Annotated in this window: 13 protein-coding genes and 1 pseudogene; 9 read left to right on the top strand and 5 right to left on the bottom strand. The window is 65.8% G+C overall.

Annotated features, from left to right (window positions below):
• Positions 1-51: 51 nt before the first annotated feature.
• The 3 genes from VIZ63_RS04010 to VIZ63_RS04000 all read right to left on the bottom strand — a co-directional run bounded on the left by VIZ63_RS04010 (position 52) and on the right by VIZ63_RS04000 (position 4657).
• Entirely contained in the window at positions 52-828 is a 777-nt protein-coding gene (locus tag VIZ63_RS04010) for an SDR family oxidoreductase (protein WP_331608212.1), read from the bottom strand.
• Entirely contained in the window at positions 825-1838 is a 1014-nt protein-coding gene (locus VIZ63_RS04005; RefSeq protein WP_331608211.1) for a zinc-binding dehydrogenase, read from the bottom strand. Before VIZ63_RS04005 ends, VIZ63_RS04010 begins: the two co-directional genes overlap by 4 nt.
• An 89-nt stretch (positions 1839-1927) precedes the next feature.
• Positions 1928-4657 (bottom strand): LuxR C-terminal-related transcriptional regulator, encoded by a 2730-nt coding sequence (locus VIZ63_RS04000; RefSeq protein ID WP_331608210.1) that lies wholly within the window; start codon positions 4655-4657, stop codon positions 1928-1930.
• A 270-nt stretch (positions 4658-4927) separates the two neighbouring features.
• Between VIZ63_RS04000 and VIZ63_RS03995 the strand changes: the two genes are divergently transcribed.
• On the top strand, positions 4928-6466 hold the full coding sequence (locus VIZ63_RS03995) for an acyl-CoA carboxylase subunit beta (protein WP_331608209.1): 1539 nt from the start codon (positions 4928-4930) through the stop codon (positions 6464-6466).
• Positions 6463-8232, top strand: a complete 1770-nt coding sequence (locus tag VIZ63_RS03990) for an acetyl/propionyl/methylcrotonyl-CoA carboxylase subunit alpha (protein ID WP_331608208.1) — start codon at positions 6463-6465, stop codon at positions 8230-8232. Before VIZ63_RS03995 ends, VIZ63_RS03990 begins: the two co-directional genes overlap by 4 nt.
• 4 nt (positions 8233-8236) lie before the next feature.
• Here VIZ63_RS03990 and VIZ63_RS03985 read toward each other — a convergent pair whose 3' ends face one another.
• Positions 8237-9058 carry an enoyl-CoA hydratase/isomerase family protein gene (locus tag VIZ63_RS03985; RefSeq protein ID WP_331608207.1) on the bottom strand — a complete coding sequence of 274 codons (822 nt, stop codon included), beginning with the start codon at positions 9056-9058 and terminating at the stop codon, positions 8237-8239.
• Positions 9059-9234: 176 nt separating this feature from the next.
• Here VIZ63_RS03985 and VIZ63_RS03980 point away from each other — a divergent pair, with 176 nt between their 5' ends.
• The 5 genes from VIZ63_RS03980 (at position 9235) to VIZ63_RS03960 (ending at position 15984) form a co-directional block, all read left to right on the top strand.
• Complete coding sequence (locus VIZ63_RS03980) at positions 9235-10437, top strand: acetyl-CoA C-acetyltransferase (protein WP_349261120.1); 1203 nt, start codon at positions 9235-9237, stop codon at positions 10435-10437.
• A 9-nt stretch (positions 10438-10446) separates the two neighbouring features.
• Positions 10447-12624, top strand: a complete 2178-nt coding sequence (locus VIZ63_RS03975) for a 3-hydroxyacyl-CoA dehydrogenase NAD-binding domain-containing protein (protein ID WP_331608205.1) — start codon at positions 10447-10449, stop codon at positions 12622-12624.
• Positions 12612-13769, top strand: a complete 1158-nt coding sequence (locus tag VIZ63_RS03970; protein ID WP_331608204.1) for an acyl-CoA dehydrogenase family protein — start codon at positions 12612-12614, stop codon at positions 13767-13769. Before VIZ63_RS03975 ends, VIZ63_RS03970 begins: the two co-directional genes overlap by 13 nt.
• Positions 13766-14923, top strand: coding sequence for a CaiB/BaiF CoA-transferase family protein (locus VIZ63_RS03965; protein WP_331608203.1), 1158 nt, complete (start codon positions 13766-13768; stop codon positions 14921-14923). The genes VIZ63_RS03970 and VIZ63_RS03965 overlap by 4 nt, the downstream gene beginning before the upstream one ends.
• A gap of 362 nt (positions 14924-15285) precedes the next feature.
• Positions 15286-15984, top strand: coding sequence for an SDR family oxidoreductase (locus VIZ63_RS03960; protein ID WP_331608202.1), 699 nt, complete (start codon positions 15286-15288; stop codon positions 15982-15984).
• A 39-nt stretch (positions 15985-16023) separates the two neighbouring features.
• On the opposite strand, the gene VIZ63_RS03955 is transcribed toward VIZ63_RS03960, so the two are convergent.
• Positions 16024-16854, bottom strand: coding sequence for an alpha/beta hydrolase (locus tag VIZ63_RS03955; RefSeq protein WP_331608201.1), 831 nt, complete (start codon positions 16852-16854; stop codon positions 16024-16026).
• 171 nt (positions 16855-17025) lie between these two features.
• On the opposite strand from VIZ63_RS03955, the gene VIZ63_RS03950 reads away from it, so the two are divergent.
• Positions 17026-18369: an MFS transporter gene (locus VIZ63_RS03950; RefSeq protein ID WP_331608200.1), complete on the top strand. Its 1344-nt coding sequence runs from the start codon at positions 17026-17028 to the stop codon at positions 18367-18369.
• 59 nt (positions 18370-18428) lie between these two features.
• Positions 18429-18652: pseudogene (locus VIZ63_RS03945) on the top strand (IS3 family transposase); the annotation flags it as partial.

The following is an 18652-nucleotide window of genomic DNA, read 5'->3' as shown; positions in this document are numbered from 1 at the left end:
TGCCCGGTGCGTTGGCTGCGCGTGCGAGACCCGCTGCGGATCGCACGATGGTCAGCGGCAGCCGGCCATGCCGCCATCGACGTAGAGTTCCGACCCCGTGAGATAACGTCCGGCGCGGGACGAAAGAAACCGGCAGGCGCCCACGATGTCATCGGCATGACCGAGTCGCGCGAGCGGTACGCGGCGCACGAGTTGTTCGAGTTCGGCCGGCGCCTCGCGGATGTGGGCGGTCATGTGCGTCGGGAAGTAGCCGGGCACCACCACGTTGACCGTGATGTGCTGGTCGGCGAGTTCGGCCGCAAGAACGCGCGACAGATGGTGAATCGCGGCCTTGCTCGCCGCATACGAGAAGGCATCGATGCGTTCGACCACGGTGCCGGCGAGCGAGCCGATGTTGATCACGCGCGCGGGATCCTCGGCGGATGCGGCCTTGCGCAGGGGACCGAGCAGATCGCGGATCAGCGTGAAAGGGACCTGCACGTTCACGTCGAAGACCGGCGCCCAGGCCTTGTCCGGAAACGCTTCCAGCTTCGCGCCCCAGGTCTTGCCGGCATTGTTGATGAGGACGTTCAGTGCCGGTTCGCGCGTCATGATCTCCTGGGCGAGCGCCGTGGCACCCTTCGGATCAGTCAGGTTCGCGGCGAGCACGGTGCAATCACCCAGTGCCGACAGTTCGCGCTGCGCGGTGTCGACGGCGTCGGCCTTGCGCGTCGTGACGTACACCTTTGCGCCGGCGCACAGCATGCCTTCGGCGATCATGCGCCCGAGCCCGTTGACGCCGCCGGTGATGAGGACGGTGCGGCCGCTGACATCGAACAGCGAGTTCATTGCGGTGCCTGCATGGTCACGACGATCTTGCCCATGCGATGTTCGGTTTCCAGCGCGATCAGGGCTTCGCGGGACTCATCGAGCGTGTAGCGTCGATCGATGACTGGCTGCAGTCGCTGTGCGTCCACGAAACGCAGCATGTCGCGGAAATTCTCCGGCGTGCCCATGGCGGTGCCGAGAATGGCGGCGTGCCGCAGGAACAGCTCAGGTGCGCTGAAGCTCGCTTCGGCGCCGCCGGTGGAGCCGTACACCACCACGCGTGCGCCGAGGTTCAGGCAGCGCGTGTACTGTGCCAGCGAGGATGCGGGTGCGCCGTCGATGACCACGTCGAGACCGCCGCTCAACTTGCCGAGCGCCTTGCCCCACTTGTCCTCGCGATAACTCACACCGCCGCTGGCGCCGAGGGCTTCGGCCTGGCGCAGGTTTTCTGCGGAGCCGCTGGTGACAAATACTCTGGCGCCGAGCGCGAGCGCGAACTTGCAGGCAAAGGTCGCCACGCCGCCGCCGATGCCGGTGACCAGCACGCGCTCGCCTGCGGCCACGCGCGCTTTCACCGTGAGCGCGCGCCATGCCGTCAGGCCGGCGGTGGGCAGGCACGCCGCTTCCTCGAAACTCAGGAATGCCGGCTTGTCGAACGCATTGGCGGCCGGCACACAGATGAATTGCGCGAGCGTGCCCGGCAGCGGCATGCCATACAGCGAAAATCCCGGCGCCGGATAGTTGGGGTTGTCGCCCCAGCCGAGTCCCGGATAGAGCACGACCTCGCGCCCGATGAGCGCAGCGTCGACGCCTGGCCCGACGGCATCGATCACGCCGGCGCCATCGGCGCCGAGTCCGCTCGGCAGTTTCATCCCCGGATACTGCCCGCGCGAAATCCACAGCTCGCGATAGTTGAGAGACGCTGCGCGCAACGACACACGGACCTCGCCCGCGGCCGGGGTGGGCATGTCGAGATCCTGCAGCGATGTCGATGCCGGTCCATCGGTCCGCGTCAGCATCAGTGCTTTCATTGTTGTCCCGCGCTCGTAAGTGGAGACCGCAGTCTCCTGAGCGGGTTGCCGCACCGACACCTATCGAAAGATAGCGCTCGCCGTCGGATCTATGGACCGATGAGACCGAAGCGCCGCGCGCGCTCGACCGCATGCTGGCGACGCCGCGTGCCGATCTTGTCGTAGACCTGCTGCAGGTGCCATTTGACGGTTCCTTCCGTCATGCCGAGACGGTCGGCGACTTCGCGATTGCGCAGCCCCGACGCCACCAGGCTCAGGATCTCCCGCTCGCGCTGACTGAAGCGGCCATACAGACCTTCTGCTTCCGCTTCCTGCGTCGCCGGCATCCGTGCATTGAGATCGACGCTGTCGAGCGCCGCCAGGATCTCGCTGGCGAATGCATCTGTCGGATGAAGGTTCGCTGTGTCGATGGGTGCAAGCGAGCCGAGCAGCGGACGAATCACCGCACCCTCGTCGATGAAGCTGCGCAGCGTGCGGCAGGTGGCGCCGTGGCTCAGCGCTTCGCGCAGGGAGCGTTGCGCGGCGAGCTTGTTGCCGCCGGTGAGGTGGATCCGCGCAAGCAGGATGTTCCAGCGAATGAGCGACAGCGCCGCGCCGCGCGTCGCACAGAAGCTGCGCCACTGGCGCGCGACGGTCGTGGCTTCGAACAGGCGGTCGCCTGTCACGGCCAGCCGCACCCAGGCGATGGCGGCGAATTCATCGCCCGAGGTGACCGTGTCGCCCGGCAGCGGCGCGCGATCCGACAGCTTGATGCCGTGGCCGGCCGCGTAGCGCTCGGCTTCGTCGGGCTGGCCGCTGTCGACCAGCATCCGCACGCGTTGCTCCGCCAGGGCGCGGCGCAGACGCACCAGATCCCGCTCGATGGCGATGGCCATGCCCTGGTCGAGCGTATGGATCGCCGCGTCGATATCGTTGCGCGCCAGGAACAGTCGCATCCGGGTGACGAACACGGACTGCAACTGGTCCACGAATCCGAAGTCGAGCGCCGACTGCATGGCCTCGTCCACGAGTTGTTCCGCCAGGGCGAGCTCATTGTTCTCGTAGGCGACTTCGGCGAGCGGCAACGAGCACACAGCGGTCGCGGAAGAGCTTCGGCCGCTGAAGCGCATGCCTTCGTCACGACCCTGTTCGAGCACGAGGCGCGCCGCCGCCGTGCGGCCGGCAAGGAACAGGGCCGGCCCGACGCTCGCCTGCAGGCCGACCGAGGCGAAGCTATACACCGAGCGCCTGAGAATTCCCTGGACGACCGCGTGCAGCCGTTCGGTGTCGGCGAGCTTGTACTGATTGCGGCGCGCCACCATCAGGTGGCCGTAGATCGTTCCCTTGAGATAGGGATGCTGTTCTTCGGGGTACTCGGCCAGCAGGTGTTCGCAGCGCCGCTCCACGTCGGCCATGTCGTCGCGGGCGGTCGCCAGCACCATTTCCCGGTGCAGCAGCAGATAGCGCAGCTTGCGCAGCTCGCCCTGGGGAAGCCGGCCGGCCGCTTCTATTGCCGCGAGCCGCTGTCCCGCGGCATCGATCAGGCGAGCGGCTTCCTCGAAGCGCAGCGCGCGCGTCAGCAGCCAGGCCAGCGTCAGCAGCACGCCGGGATAACGGCGCAGCACGTCTTCAGGAATCTGCGCGGCGAACTTCGAAACGAGGCGGATCTTGCCGACATAGGCGAGTTCGTGGCAGCGCCGTTCGAGCAGTTCGGCGGCACGCTCGGTGGCGCGCGCTTTCAGCGCGTGCTCGATCGCATCGATCGGCTGGCCGGCCTCCCAGAACCAGTTGCTTGCGCGCAGGTGCAGTTCGCGATGAGCCAGCGGATCGGCGTCGCTGAGCCGTCGCTGCAGGAATGTCTCGAACATGTGGTGATAGCGATGCCAGTGGCGCTCCTGATCGAGCTGCAGCAGGAACAGTCCCCGTTCCTCGATCTCGTAGAGCTTGCGTCGTGCATCGGCGTGCCCGGTCACCGCTTCGCACAGCGCCGGACAGAAGCGATCGAGGATCGATGTCTTGAGCAAAAATTCCCGTACCTCGGGCGGCTGTGAGGAGAACACTTCCTCCGCAAAGAAATCCGAGACCGAGCGGTTGCTGCCGCTGAACGATGCCAGCACTTCTTTCGCACTCGGACCGCGGCGCAGGGCGAGCGTCGCGAGCTTCAGGCCGGCAATCCAGCCTTCGGTCCGCTGCTGCAGTTCGCTCACGTCGTCGGGGTCGAGACCCAAGGTGCCTGTGCTGGCCACGAAGCTGCGCAGTTCACCGAGCGTGAACTTCAGGTCCTCGGCCTGCACCTCGTGCAGTTGTCCGCGCGCCCTGGCGCGTGCCAGATGCAGATCGGGCAGCGAGCGCGAGGCGGTGATGAAGCCGGTGTTCGCCGGCGCCTGTTCGATCAGCCGGCTCAGGGCATGCGTCGCCTCGGGAGCGAGCAGGTGGGCGTCGTCGATGAACAGATAGGCGCCGCTGCTGCTGCGTTCGAGCGCTTTGATGATGACGTTGGTGAGGAATTCCGGCGGCGTGAACGCGTCCGTGCGCAGGATGCTTTCCAGTCGCGGCTCGAGCGAGATGCCGGCGTCGGCAAGCGCGGCCGCGACATACATCAGAAATGCGGCCGCGTCGTTGTCGGAGGCGTCCGCCGTGACCCAGCCGCAGGCGCGTCCGGACGCGAGCAGCCGGCGATGCCATTGCGAGAGCAGGCTGCTCTTGCCGTAGCCGGCCGGCGCGAGCACGGCGGTGAGCCGCGCCCGTTCCACTTCGGCGAGACGGTTGAGAAGTCGCGGTCGCTCGAAAAGGCTGTCGGACTCGATCGGTGGCGTCAGCCTGGTTCTGATGATCCCCAATGGCGGCTCCGGAAGGCGTTATACATATATATGTCGGCACATCGGTCCGTGAGCGGCCATGGCGATCATAGCGTGAACCCGCGGCCGCAGCCCCGTGTCCGGCAGGATCGGAGCCTCGCCGACCGCGGTGCCTATCGGAAGATAGGCGTCGCGATTCCCGGCGCGCCCTAGCGTGCGCCGATGATCGACAAGCAACCACCCGGCGAGCCTTCACCGGCGAGCGCTTCCTCCGCGGCCGCTGCGCCGGACGCGGCTGGCGCGGTGTCGCCCATGGAGACGAAGCTTGCGCAGTTGCGCGAGCGGCAGGCGCGGGCGCGGGAGATGGGCGGCCCCGACGGCCTCGTGCGTCACCGGCAGTCCGGACGTCTGCCGGTGCGCGAGCGCATTGCCATGCTCATCGATGAGGATTCCTGGTTCGAGATCGGCGCGCTCGGCCTGCCGGAGCTGCGTACTGCGCGGCACGTGCCGGGCGATGCGGTCGTGACCGGATTCGCGCGGCTCGATGGACGGCGCATCGGCCTCATCGGCATCGACTCCAGCGTGCTTGCCGGCACGACAGCGCCGACCAGCATGCGCAAGCAGGGCCGGCTGATCGAACAGGCGCAGCGCTGCGGATTTCCGATCGTCCTGCTGTGCGATGCCGACGGTGGGCGCATCCCGGACGTGATGGGCTGGCGCTTCAGTCATCTGCCGCTGGATTTCCGGACGTTCGTGAAATCACCGGAAGGGCAGCCGCCGGTGCCGCGCGCCGCCGCCATCCTCGGACCTTCGTATGGCGACTCCGCGCTCCACGCCTCGACGGCGCACTTCGTCGTCATGGTCAGAACGGGTGCCGTGGCGTTGTCCGGCCCGTCCGTCGTTCAGGCAGCGCTGGCGCAGGACATCACCGATCAGCAACTCGGCGGGCCGGCGGCCGCGACTGCGGCCGGCAATGCGCTGATGGTGGTCGATGATGAGCAGCAGGCGATGAACGCCATTGCCGCCTTCCTGTCGTACGTGCCCGCGAATGCATCGCTGCCGGCACCGGTTGCGCCGCCGCGCGCACCGGCACGTGATCCGGACGAGCTGATGTCGCTCGTGCCGACTGAATCGAAGTGCGGGTACGACATGGTTCGCGTGCTCGAGGCGATCGTCGACGAGGGGAGTCTGCTGCCCTGGGGCGCGGACTGGGGGCCGAGCCTGATCTGCGCGCTCGCACGCATCGAAGGACACCCCGTCGGTATCGTCGCGAACCAGCCGATCGTCGGCGCGGGCGCGCTCGATCCGGCGGCACTGCGCAAGGAGCACGATTTCGTGCACCTGTGCGACACGTTCAATCTGCCGCTGGTCTTTCTGCACGATGTGCCGGGATTGCTCATCGGCATGGATGCGGAGAGAAACGGCATTCTGCGCGCCTACGAACAGCTGGTCTCGCGGCTCGCCGATGCGCGCGTGCCGAAGATCGGCATCGTGATCCGCAAGGCCTACGGCGGCGGGCACTTCGCAATGGGCGGTCGCCCGACGTGCCCGAGCTTCCAGTTCGCCTGGCCCACCGCGGAAATGGGCTTCATGGCGCCGGAGGCCGGGGTGCAGACGGTCTATCGCCGACGGCTCGAAACGGTGGCGCGTGAAGAGGGCGAAGCCGCCGCAGAACGATTGGCGGCGCAACTGGAGCAGGAATGGATCACCGAGTCCGAGCCCTGGGAGGCGGCGGCGCACCTGGCACTCGATGATGTGATCGAGCCGGCACGCACGCGCGCCGTCATCGCCGCGAGCATCGATATCGCGTGGGGCGAGCGCGCATCGAGAGTGACCGGACGTTGGGGATGAGGCCGCTGCGCTCGGTGTTGATCGCGAATCGCGGCGAAGTCGCCGTGCGCATCATCCATGCCTGCCGCGAACTCGGCATGCGCAGCATCGCTGTGTACAGCGACGAAGATCGCGGCGCGCTGCACACGCGTCTCGCCGATGAAGCGCACAGACTCGGGCCCGCAGCGGCGAGCGAATCCTATCTGCATGCCGAACGTGTCCTTGCCGTGGCCGGCCGCAGCGGCGCCGATGCGATCCATCCTGGCTATGGCCTGCTGAGCGAGAACCCGCGGTTCGCCTCGGTGGTACTCGATGCCGGACTGATATTCATCGGGCCGTCCCCGCAGGTCATCGCGCAGATGGGCGACAAGGTGGCCGCGCGCGAGGCCGCGCAGCGCAGCGGCATACCGCAGCTACCGGGATCGACCGGGCCGGTGCCGGATCTTGCGGCGGCGGTGCAGGCTGCCGAACGCATCGGCTATCCACTGCTCATCAAGGCCTGTTTCGGCGGCGGCGGACGCGGCATGCGCATCGTTCACTGCCGTGAGGATCTCGAGGCGGGGCTGCAGGCAGCCGCACGCGAAGCGAACGCGGCGTTCGGCTGCGCCGATGTCTATCTCGAGCGCTACGTGCCGCGAGGCCGACACGTCGAAGTGCAGATCCTGGCGGACGCGCACGGCAACATCGTGCATCTCGGCGATCGCGACTGCTCGTTACAGCGCCGGCACCAGAAACTGATCGAGGAGGCGCCCGCGCCGGGCCTGAGCCCCGGGTTGCGCCGCGCGCTCGTCGATGCGGCGCTGATGCTTGCCAGAGACGTCGGCTACCGCAACGCCGGCACGGTGGAGTTCCTGGTCGAGACGCGTACCGACGACTTCTACTTCCTCGAAATGAACACCCGGCTGCAGGTGGAGCATGGTGTTTCGGAGCTCATCAGCGGCATCGACATCGTGCAGGCGCAGATGCGCATTGCGGCCGGCGAACCGCTCGGCTTCACGCAACAGGACGTGCAGATGCGCGGCTGTGCCATGCAGGCGCGCATCGCCGCCGAAGATCCATTCGAGCAGTTCCGCCCCCACAGCGGCACGATCCGGCATATGCGCACTCCGCTGGGACCGTGGCTGAGGTTCGATGTCGGCATCGAAGCGGGCGATTCGATCAGCCGCTACTACGACTCCATGTTCGGCAAGCTGCAGGCCTGGGGACCGGATCGCGAAAGCGCACGCAAGCGGCTCGCGATCGGGCTTGCATCGCTCGAGGTGGAGGGCGTGCCGACGACGGCGCCCTGTTTACGCGAGGTGCTCGCTCAGCCCGATTTCGTTGCCGTCACGCACGACACCGGATCGCTCGAGCGCGACTGGTTGCCGCGATCCGCGCTGCCGTCAGCACCTGCGCCGGTCGTGCGCGAAGCGGAACCCGCGAGCGCATTGTGCGAGCGCCGTGTCCGCCTTTCGACCAGCCAGGGAACGATCGAAGTCGCCGTATTCGGGCACGTGCAGAAGGCGCGTCCCGTGCGCGGTGTCGTTCAGACCGCCACGCTGCAATCCGATGTGGACCCGCTCGCGCCGATCGATGGCGCCGTCGTGAAAGTCTGTGTCCAGGCAGGCCAGCGCGTGGAGAAGGGAGCGGTGCTGGTGATTCTGGAAGCCATGAAGATGGAACTGCCCGTGACAGCGCCGCGCGCCGGCATCGTGGAGGAAGTGCGGGTCGCGGCCGGTGATGTCACCGCGCGCGGCAATCTGCTGGTGAAGCTCGCGCCCGTGCAGCCACCGGTGGCCGGGGAATGAAGGCTCAGCGGCGGCGGAAGCGGGGTTTGCGTTTTTCGAGAAAGGCCTGGATGCCCTCGCGGGCATCGTCCGCGCATTGCAGCAGGGTCAGCGCCTCGATCGAATAGTCGAACTCGGCGCGATCGATGCCGCGGCCGATCAGTTGCTTGCCGACCGCATGCGCAAGCGATGAATTCGCGGCGATCCTCGCGGCCAGTTGCAGCGTGACGGGCAGCAATTGCTCGTGCTTCACCACTCGCTGCACGAGGCCTGCGGCCAATGCTTCGTCGGCACTGAGACGCTCACCCGCCATGACCATCAGCTTGGTCATCTGGCGGCCGATGACATGCGGCGCACGCAGCACGCCGAATCCGGGCACCAGGCCGAGCGAGGATTCCGGCAGGCCGAACGTCGCACGTTCGGACGCAATGACGATGTCGCAGGCCAGGGTGAGTTCGCAGCCGCCGCCGAGTGCCCAGCCGTTGACCGCCGCAACCACCGGCAGCGGACATTGCTCGAGTGCTGCAAACGCGTGCATCGCCTGGGTCTGGTAGGCGCGCCGTTGTTCCAGCGTGGTAAGCGCAGCAAAGCCCGCGATATCGCCGCCGCCCGAAAATGCCCTGTCGCCAGCGCCGGTGAGCACGATGGCGCGCGCAGCGGATTCGTGTTCGATGTACGACAGCGCCTGCGGCAGATCGACCCAGAACTGTGTCGTGAGTGAGTTGTGCTTGTCGGGGCGATCCATCTGCAGCAGCACGACGTCGCCGTGCGGGACGAGCGTCAACATGCCGATGCGATGCGCTGGCCCGGCCGGGGCCTGCGGTGTCATGTCGATCGGATCCGGCACGGGGAAACCCTCGGTCTCTTGAGCTTCGATCCTAGTGGGGGGCTCGTGAGACACCGCCTATCTTTGGGTAGGTCCGCGCGCGCGGGCGAGACCCTAGCGTCACGTATGTCATGTGACACCAGGAGACATCGCCTGGCCGCGCACGCGAGGCGTGTCGGGCCGGTGCGCTATTTATGATCGACGCTCTCATCTACGACCACGTGCGCACGCCGCGCGGACGCGGACGTCCCGACGGCTCGCTGCACGAAATCTCATCGGCACAGCTCGCAGCACAGGTGCTCAAGGCGCTTGCCGAGCGCAGCCGGCTCGACACCGAACTCATCGACGATGTCGTTCTGGGATGCGCTCAGCCCGTGGGCGAGCAGGGCGGCAACATCGGCCGCGCCGCGGTGCTGGCGGCGGGCTATGCGCAGAGCGTCGCCGGCCAGCAGGTGCATCGGTTCTGCGCATCCGCACTCGAAGCCGTCAATGCCGCCGCGGCGCAGATCATGACGGGTGCCTCCGACGCGACCATCGGCGGCGGCGTCGAGTCGATGTCGCGCACCGTGATGGGCGCCGACAGCGGCGCGTGGTCGGCCGATCCCTGGGTGGCCTATCGCAACTACTTCGCGCCGCAGGGCATCGGCGCCGACATGATTGCGACACTGGACGGTTTCAGTCGCACCGACGTGGACGCCTACGCGGTAGAGAGCCAGAAGCGGGCGGCAATCGGCTGGCAGGAAGGCCGCTTCCAGCGTTCCGTGGCGCCGGTGCGCGACCTGCTGGGCGAAGTGGTGCTCGATCGCGACGAGCACATGCGTCCGGACACGACGCTGGATGCGCTGGCGAAGCTCAAGCCCTCGTTCGTGGCCCAGGGCGCAGCAGGATTCGATGCGGTTGCGATCCAGAAGTATCCGCAGATCGAGACCGTTCGCCATGTGCATCACGGCGGCAACTCGAGCGGCATTGTCGATGGCGCCGCCGGCGTGCTGCTCGGCAACCGCGCTTTCGGCGAACGCACGGGCCTGAAGCCGCGCGCGCGCATCAAGGCCTTCACGTCCATCGGCAGCGAGCCGACGATCATGCTGACGGCGCCGGCGGCAGTCACCCACAAGCTCCTGAAGCGCTGCGGCATGAGTCTGCGCGACATCGATCTGTTCGAGATCAACGAGGCATTCGCGGCGGTGGTGCTTCGCTACATGCGCGTGCTGGATCTCGATCCTGGCAAGGTCAATGTCAACGGCGGGGCCATCGCCATGGGACATCCTCTCGGCGCGACCGGCGCCATCATCCTCGGGATCGCGCTCGACGAACTCGAGCGGCGCGGCCTCGGCACGGCGCTCATCACGCTCTGCGCCGGCAACGGCCTCGGCACCGCCACCATCATCGAAAGACTCTGAGCCCGCTCAATGAAGACACTCAAGCTCGAAACAGACGCGGCTGGCATTGCGATCATCACGCTCGACGTTCCGGACAAGCCGATGAACGTCGTCTCGCCGCAGTTCATCGACGAGTTCATCGCGGCCATCGAGCGCGCCGCAGGCGACGCAGCGATCAAGGGCGCCATCGTCACCTCGGCGAAACCTGCGTTCATGGCCGGCGCCGACCTCAAGTACATCCTCGGCATTGCGGGCGGCGCGCTGCCGCTCAAGCAAGCCTACGAATTCAGCCGCAAGCCGTCGGTCTTGATGCATCGACGCATGGAGACCTGCGGCAAGCCGTTCGTCGCAGCGATCAACGGGCTCGCGCTGGGCGGCGGCTACGAGTTGGCGCTCGCCTGTCACTACCGCGTGATCGTCGACGATGCGAAAGCGGTCGTCGGGTTGCCGGAGGTCACGGTGGGGCTGCTGCCTGGCTCCGGCGGAACGCAACGCCTTGCCCGCATGATCGGTCTCGATGCGGCATTGCCGTTGCTGATCGAGGGACGTACGGTCGCGCCCGCGGAGGCGCTGCACCTCGGGATGGTCGACCGGATCGTGCCTGCATCGCAGCTGATCGACGCCGCGCGCGAGTGGATCCTGCAGTCGGCCAATCCGGTGCGCGCCTGGGACGTGAAGGGCTATCGCAGCAGCAACGGGCTGTTGAACCCCGCCGTCGTGCGCGTCATGAGCGAATACCCGGCGCGCATCGCCGCACAGACGCGCCGCAACTTCCCGGCGCCGATCGCCATCCTCGACTGCCTCTTCGAGGGCCTGCTGCTGCCGTTCGACAAGGCGCTCGACGTCGAGTCGAAGCATTTCGCGCGACTGCTGTGCGATCCGGTCTCGCGCAATCTGATCCGCACGAGCTTCGTCAACAAGGGCGAAGCCGCCAAGCTCGCGCGGCGTCCAGCGGGTATCCCGAAATCCCGCGTCACCAAAGTGGGCATCCTCGGCGCCGGCATGATGGGCGCGGGCATTGCGTACGTGTCGGCACTGGCGGGTATCGATGTCGTGCTGCTCGATATGGATCCTGAATTCGCACGCAAGGGCAAGAACTACTCGGCGAGACTGCTCGACAAGTCGGTCGAGAAGGGCAGGCAAAGCCGCGAGCAGGCCGATGCCGTGCTCGTGCGCATCCGGCCGACGACGGACTATGCGGATCTTGCAGGATGCGAACTCGTGGTCGAGGCAGTGTTCGAGGACCTCGCGGTGAAGGCCGATGTGACCCGGCGGGCAGAGGCCGTGCTTGGCGCGAATGCAATCTTCGCCAGCAATACCTCGACGCTGCCGATCGGCAAGCTGGCGGAAGCCTCGGTGCGACCGGCGCAGTTCATCGGCCTGCATTTTTTCTCGCCCGTCGATCGCATGCCGCTCATCGAAGTGATCAAGGGCGCGGGTACGAACGAGGAAACGCTGGCGCGATCACTCGATTTCGTCGCACAGCTGCGCATGATTCCGATCGTCGTGAACGACTCGCGCGGCTTCTACACGAGCCGCGTTTTCCAGACGTTCATCCACGAGGGAATGCGCATGCTCGAAGACGGAATCGAGCCCGCGCGCATCGAGAATGCGGCGCAGAGCGCGGGCTTTCCTGTCGGTCCACTCGCCTTGCTCGACGAGGTGACGCTGGAGCTGCCCTGGAAGATCGTCAAACAGGCCGAAGAGGCGCTGGGCGCGGACTTCGTGCGTCCCTGCGCCTACGATGTCATGCGGCGCATGCTTCATGAGATCAAGCGCCCGGGACGCCGCCAGGGCGGCGGATTCTATGAATATCCCGAGGGCGCACCGAAGCGCCTCTGGCCCGGCCTTGCGACGGCATTTCCGCCCAACGCCCTGCAGCCGGCCCAGGAAGAGATCCGCAATCGACTCTTATATATCCAGGCGCTCGAGACGGCGCGCTGCCTGGAGGAGGGCGTGCTCACTGCTGCGGCCGATGCCGACATCGGCGCGGTGCTGGGCTGGGGATTTCCGACCTGGACCGGCGGTCCGCTGTCGCTCATCGAGACGATCGGACTGCCGCAGTTCGTGCGGGCCTGCGACCGGCTGGCGGCCACGCATGGTCCGCGATTTGCGCCGTCCGCATGGTTGCGTTCGCGCGCGCAGCGCGGCGAAAAGTTCTACGACGCTGCGGGGCGGCAGACAGAGCAGCAGCGATGCGCCGGCTGATCTTCGATGCCGAGCATGAGGAATTCCGCGCCTCGGTGCGCCGGTTCTTCTGCAATGAGATTGCGCCGCATGCCGCCGGCTGGCGCAAGCAGGGCTACGTGGATCGGCGGGCGTACTCCAGGTGTGGCGAGCAGGGCTACCTGCTCCTGTGGGCAGACGAGAAATACGGCGGCGCGGGCATCGCCGACTTCCGCTATGAACAGATCGTCTACGAGGAAAATATCCGGCATGGCGAGCCGGGCTTCTACATCAACCTGCATTCGGGACTGGTCGCGCCGTACATCGGCAAGCTCGGCGACGAAGAACAGAAGCGGCGCTGGCTGCCGCGTTGTGTCAGCGGCGAGGCGATCCTGGCAATCGCCATGACCGAGCCCGGGGCGGGCAGCGATCTGGCCGGCATGAAATCGAGCGCCGTCGACTGCGGCGATCACTGGCTGCTCAACGGCTCCAAGACCTACATCTCGAACGGACAGATCGCAGATCTGATCATTGTCGCGGCGCGCACCGTGCCCGATCAGCGTTACGGCATCGGTCTTTTCGTCGTCGAGGCGGACATGCCGGGATTCAAGCGCGGCAACCGTCTCGAGAAAATGGGTCTCAAGGCGCAGGACACCTCCGAGATGTTCTTCGACAATGTGCGGGTGCCGAAGTCGAACGTCCTCGGCGATGCCACGCGTGGATTCGGCTACCTGCAGCAGTTCCTGGTCGGCGAACGACTCATCGCGGCCATCGACTCGATGGCGGCAGCCCAGACGGCATTCGATATCACGCTGGAGTTCGTGCAGTCCCGGCGGGCCTTCGGTCGCCCGATCGGCACGTTCCAGAACAGCCGCTTCGTGCTGGCGGGTCTGCGCGCAGAGATCGATGCGGCGCAGACATTCGTCGACCAATGTGTGCTCGAGTACAACGCACGGCGGCTGACCGCGGACGAAGTTGCCGGCGCGAAGCTCGTGGCGAGCGAACTTGAAGGACGCGTGGTCGATGCGTGCGTGCAATTGCACGGTGGCGCCGGCTACATGGAGGAGTACCGGATCTGCAGGCTCTACACCGAGGCGCGCGTGTCACGGATCTTTGCCGGCAGCTCCGAAATCATGAAGGAGATCATCGGCCGCGGTCTGGGCCTCGACGAGCGCAAGCTGAAATGAGTGAGTCACGAAAAGCAGGGCCGCTGGCGGGCCTCAAGGTCATCGAGATCGCCGGCCTCGGTGCCGCACCCTACGGCTGCATGATGCTGGCCGACATGGGAGCTGAGGTCGTCAGGATCGAACGCCCGGGCGGCGACGCCGATACCCCGGCCAACTCGCCGCTGCTGCGCAACCGGCGCTCGATCGTGCTCGATCTCAAGCGGCCTGCCGGAGTGCAGGCGCTGCTGGAAATGGTCGGCAAGGCCGATGCGCTCGTGGAAGCATTCCGCCCCGGCGTCGCCGAGCGACTCGGCATCGGGCCGGATGTCAGTCTGGCGCGCAATCCGCAGCTCGTGTACGCGCGCATGACCGGCTGGGGTCAGACGGGACCGCTCGCTCAACGCGCCGGACACGATCTCAACTACATCGGACTGACCGGCCTTCTGCATCAGATCGGACCTGCAGGAGGCAAACCTGTCGTGCCGCTCAATGTCATCGGTGATTTCGGTGGCGGCGGGTTGCTGATGGCCTTCGGAGTGATGTGCGCGGTGTTCGAGGTGCAGCGCTCGGGCCGCGGACAGGTCGTCGACGCCGCGATGATCGACGGCGCACTGTCCTTCATGGCGATGTTCTTCGGCTATCGAGCGATGGGCCAGTTCTCGGACGTCACCGGGTCGCATCTGCTCGGCGGCGGAGCGCACTACTACGATGTGTACGAAGCTGCGGACGGCAGGCATCTGGCTGTCGCCGCGATCGAGCCGCAGTTCTACCGGGCGTTCCTCGAAAAACTCGGGATCGATGCGCAGCGGTTTCAGGCGGCTGGCTATCCGAATCTGAGTCAGCAGACGCAGGGGCGGGAATGGCCTGCACTCAAGGCCGAGCTTGCTGCCGTCTTCCGTACCCGCTCGCGCGATGAGTGGATCAACGTATTTGAAGGCACGGACGCCTGCGTCACTCCCGTCCTGACGCTCGCCGAAGCGGCCGGGCATGCGCATCATCGCGCCCGCGGATCCTTCATCGAGATCGACGGCGTGCAGCAGCAGGCCCCGGCGCCGCGGTTCGATCGAACCCCAGCGGCGATGCCGTCGGCACCCCGTCCGTGCGGCAGTGATGTCGAACTTGTTGCAAGAGAGTGGGGAATAGAGCTGGATGTGCTGCGAGGCGCGTGCGGTTGATCCGCCTGCGGCGGTGCGATCCGGTGTGCGCTGTCGCCATCTCTTTTCACGATCCGATGGCGACGGTGAGGCGCATTCGTCGCCCTCTCGCCACGTACGCGAATCTTCCGGAAGTACCTGACCTGCATGTGTTCCCGGATTCGCGTTGGAACCTGTGAGTGACAGCCTGACCCAGGTGAATGCAGAGAGTATGGCGGCTGTTCTGGAACGCTACGGCAGTGTCTTTGCCGGCGCGAGGCGGTAGGGAGGGCACCTATCCAAGGATAGGCCCCGCGGTGGCGACGTGCGCTTAGCGTTCAGGCGGTGATCGGCGACGTAGCGTCCCGAGGCAGCCTGTGGGTGCGACTTTCAAAGGGGGAACGGTGAGTTCACAGAACAATGCACTAGTCACCGGAACCAGTGGCGAGCTGGGTGCTGCGATTGCAGCGAGACTGGCAAGTGAAGGCTATCGCGTTGTCGGACTCGACTTGCGTGCTCCGACAGTGCCGGGCTCATGGCAGCACTACTCGTGCGATCTGACCGATATCGCCGCGATCACTGCGACGCTCGAACAGATCAGCCAGGACGTGGGGCCGCTGCGCCTGCTGGTGAACAATGCGGCCTACTACAACTCGATTTCGTTCTGGGAGCTGTCGCCGCAGCAGATCCAACGCACCATGGCGGTCAACGTCACGGCCGTCCTGTACCTGTGCCAGCAGGTCGCGAATCAGATGAGGAATTCAGGAGGCGGCAACATCGTCAACATCGCCTCCATCGCCGGTCGATCTGCCAGTTCGCAGATCGACTATGGAGCTTCCAAGGCGGCGATCATCAATATGACGGCCACCATGGGACGGCTGCTGGCCGAGCACGGCATCCGGATCAACGCCATCGCGCCGGCAATGATCGATGCCGGAATGGGCAAGATCCTGCCGCCTGCAGTGAAGGAGAGGTATCTGCAGACCACGCCACTGAAGCGCGCAGCGCACCCGAATGAGATTGCGAATGTGGTGGCATTTCTCGCGAGCGACGAGGCGAGCTACATGACCGGCAGTACGGTCGATGTGACCGGTGGGTTGTGACAATGAACAAGCCCGTCAATTCCCTTCACGGGTCGGTGCTCATGGGGCTTCCAGGAAGCGCAGCACGGCAGCACTGAAAATGTCGTTGCGATCGCCGGCCACCATATGGTGGGCACCAGCGACGTCTACGAATTGGGCCGTGGGGATCAGCTCGAGGAAGTGCCGAACGTTCTCGGCATTGACCAGTTCGCTGTGTTGACCGCGAATGAGCAGCGTCGGTATGCGAACGTTCCTTGCGGCTGCTTCGTAACGCAGCCGCTGCTGCTGGGGACTGGCGTGCAACCGGTCGAATAACCGCGGATCCCAGTGCCAGTAGTAGCGGCCGTCTGCGCGCAGTCGCAAGTTGCGCTTGAGGCCGGCGGTGCTGGGTGGGCGAGGGCGATGCGGCAGATAGGCGGCGACCGCTTCGGCGGCTTCCTCGACGCTGGCAAATCCTCGTGGATGCGCGGTCATGAAGCCGAGTACGCGTGCCTCGCCGTCGGGATCGACCGTTGGTGTGACATCGACGAGCACGAGTCGGCTGGCGATGCGCTGCGGTGTTTCGCCCACCGTGAGCAGTGAGATCAGTCCGCCCAGCGATGCGCCGACCAGTACGGGGGGTGCTGACAATTGTCGCAGCACTGCGCGCAGGTCTTCGACCTGCAGATCCAGCGAGTAGTCGCCGTTGGCATCCCAGTCGCTTTCTCCGTGGCCGCGCAGATCGAGTGAGACCACGTAGTACCCGGCCTCGATCAACGCACGCGCGGTGACGCCCCAGGCACGGCGCGTCTGACCGCCTCCATGCAGCAGAACCACGGCCGGCGATTGAGGATCGCCGCCGACATCGGCAGTCAGTATGAGGCCGTGGCCTTGATAGCGTTGTTGCTTCACGAGAGGGAACGCAAGGGACGAAGGAAGTCGCGGATCTCCCGCACGAGCGCGGCGGGCTACTGTCGCGACCTTGTCTCATCGGCCATCCGGTGTTGCCTATCGAAAGATAGAAGACTGGAACTGCGATGTGTCTGCATGGTGAGCGTCAGCCCATTGCCATGGAACCGACCTTTGAGCGCCACCCCTTCGACTGACGCTGTGATCGAGCCCGTAAGCGAGCGCACAAACTACGCCTGGTATGTGCTGTTCCTGCTGACGTTCGCGTTCACGGTCGCCTTCATCGATCGGCAGGTACTGAACCTGCTGGTGGAGGACATCAAGCGGGACCTGCTGCTGACCGACACGCAGCTCAGCTTGTTGCAGGGCATTGCTTTCATGGGCTCGTACATTGCCTTCTCGCCCTGGTTCGGCCGCTGGGCGGATGTGGGGACTCGTCGCAACATCCTGGTGCTGGGTGTGGCGACGTGGAGCATTTTCTCGGCGCTGTGCGGATTTGCGGAGACCTACTGGCAGCTCTTTCTGGCGCGCGTCGCGGTCGGTGCGGCCGAGGCGTCGCTGGCGCCGGCTGCATGGTCGTTGATCGCCGACTACTTCAGCCGCGAGCGACTGCCTCGAGCGATGAGCATCTACCTGATGGGGCCGTACATCGGGGGTGGGCTTGCGATGATCGCCGGCGGCATGGTGGTCGGATCGATGAGCACCTTGCGCGAACTCGCGCCCGTGCTTGCAGACATGCAGCCGTGGCAGCTCACGTTCATCGTGATCAGCGTGCCGGGTGTGCTGCTCGCGCTCGTCCTGTTGACCATCCGCGAGCCGGCGCGCAAAGCGCCGGTCGCCAACTCGGTCGACCGAAACTTTTCCTTGCGTGAGGTGATGGTGTTTTTGTGGCGGGGACGTGCGTTCTACGTGCGCTTCTATCTTGGGATGGCCTTGATCGTGATCGTGCTCTACGCATTGCCCGCATGGATGCCGTCATTCCTGATGCGCGTGCACGATGCCGATCCGACGCGCGTTGGTCTTCGCTACGGCGCGCTGGTGCTGATCATGGGATCCGCCGGTGTGCTCAGCGGTCCCTTCGTCGATCGATGGCTGGCGAAACGTGGCCACATCGACAGTCCGATTCGAACCGCTGCGATCGCCAGCATCGGGCTGATGATCTTCACTGCCTCGCTGCCGCTGGTGTCTGGCTTTGCCGGTGCGCTGGTGGTCGCCGCGGGCGGTACGTTTTTCTACAGCTTGCCGCAAGCCATGTCTGCGACCGCGCTGCAACTGGCGACTCCGAATCGCATGCGAGGCATTGTCACGTCTTTGTACGTGTTCGTCCTGTCGGTGATCGGACTCGGAGCAGCTCCGACCGTGGTGGCGCTGGTCACGGATCGTGTGTTCGGCGATCCATCGAAAGTGGGTTTGTCGCTGGCTGTCGTTTGCGCCAGCAGCGCCGCAGGTGCGGCAATCCTTCTGTTCTCTTCGCTGCGACACTACCGCTTGGCGGTGGAACAGATGCGACAGGTGTAGTCGGCGCAGTGCCTGTCTTTGGGTAGGTTGTCTGGCGTGCCTGTTGGAAGGGAGGGCCCCGCAGTCGCGTGCACGAGTTGTTCGTCGAGAGCCGAAGCTCGGCTGGTAGCCGTAGCATCATGGCCATGATGCGTGAGGAAGGCGCGATGATTGGCCGCTTCAAGGTCAGCAGCTTGATGGAGGAGCTGGGGCTGATCTGCAAGCAGCCCGGCAGCCATGCCTACAAGCAAGCCACGGTGGAGCGGATCGATATACCGAACCACCTCAATCGTCAGTTCGCGGT

It is taken from the genome of Povalibacter sp., from assembly GCF_036520495.1.
GTDB lineage: Bacteria > Pseudomonadota > Gammaproteobacteria > Steroidobacterales > Steroidobacteraceae > Steroidobacter.
The sequence above is the reverse complement of the archived record's forward strand: the minus strand, read 5'-3'. Positions and strand labels throughout refer to the sequence as shown.